Source organism: Salinimicrobium oceani (assembly GCF_012037645.1).
The window spans coordinates 1-811 of record NZ_JAAVJR010000091.1 but is presented as its reverse complement, the minus strand read 5'-3'; the positions used below and the strand labels follow the sequence as shown (position 1 = coordinate 811).

2 protein-coding genes are annotated in these 811 nt (G+C 39.0%); both read left to right on the top strand.

Translation table 11 applies throughout. The features are described 5' to 3' along the window. The first annotated feature begins 169 nt into the window (after nt 1-169). A complete protein-coding gene (locus tag HC175_RS15585) occupies nt 170-424 on the top strand; it encodes an acyl carrier protein (RefSeq protein ID WP_168024965.1) in 255 nt (84 codons plus the stop codon). Then, on the top strand, nt 421-811 hold a 391-nt coding region (locus HC175_RS15580; RefSeq protein ID WP_168139365.1), incomplete at its 3' end, for a 4'-phosphopantetheinyl transferase family protein. The genes HC175_RS15585 and HC175_RS15580, both read left to right, overlap by 4 nt.

Below are 811 nucleotides of genomic sequence, written 5' to 3'. Positions count from 1 at the left end.
AGTAAACACAGTGGCTAAAGCGAGTTTTGGTTTTGGAGATGTAAATGCAGTGGTAATTTTTGGTAAATTCCGATGAAAAGTAAATTCCAAATTCCAGGCACCAAATTCCAAGGTGGGAATTTTGACTTAATAACCTTGAACATTAAACCTTAAACTTTGAACCCTCGAAATGGAAACAAATGAAATAATTTATTGCCTTAAAAAGATCGTGAAACCCTATGTACAGAATGATGTGGCTTTTCAGGATTTTGGGCAGGGTACAGATTTTATAAAAGACCTGGAGATCAATTCGGCTAATCTCGTCGATATCGTTCTTGATGTAGAAGATGAATTTAATATTGCCATTGATAACGATTCTATGGACAATATGACCACTGTTAATGATGCTGTGAGGATCATTAAAAGCAAACAAAAACAGGCGTGATAGGTAATGATGTGGTCGATCTTCATTTGGCGGCACGGGAAAGTAACTGGCGCCGAAAAGGTTTTCTTGAGAAGGTCTTTACCACAGCCGAACAAGAGATCATTTCAACTTCTAAAGATAAGGACACTACGGTTTGGCTCCTGTGGAGCATGAAAGAAGCTGCATACAAAGCTCATCAAAGAGCATTTAATCTCCCGGTAAAACTTAACTGGCTGGCCCAGGAGTGTAAGCTTCTTACATTTTCACTGGAACATGCTTCAGGCGAAGTGAATGTCAATGGAAATCTCTATTTCACAACTTCAAAGATCACTTCAGAATTCATCCATGCTTCCGCAGAAAAAGATAGATCATCAGGTGCCGAAAATGCCATTTTTGAAGCCCCTTCTT

Excerpts from the sequence above, each read along its gene's own strand:
- HC175_RS15585 (WP_168024965.1), top strand. The coding sequence starts at position 170 with ATGGAAACAAATGAAATAATTTATTGCCTTAAAAAGATCGTGAAACCC.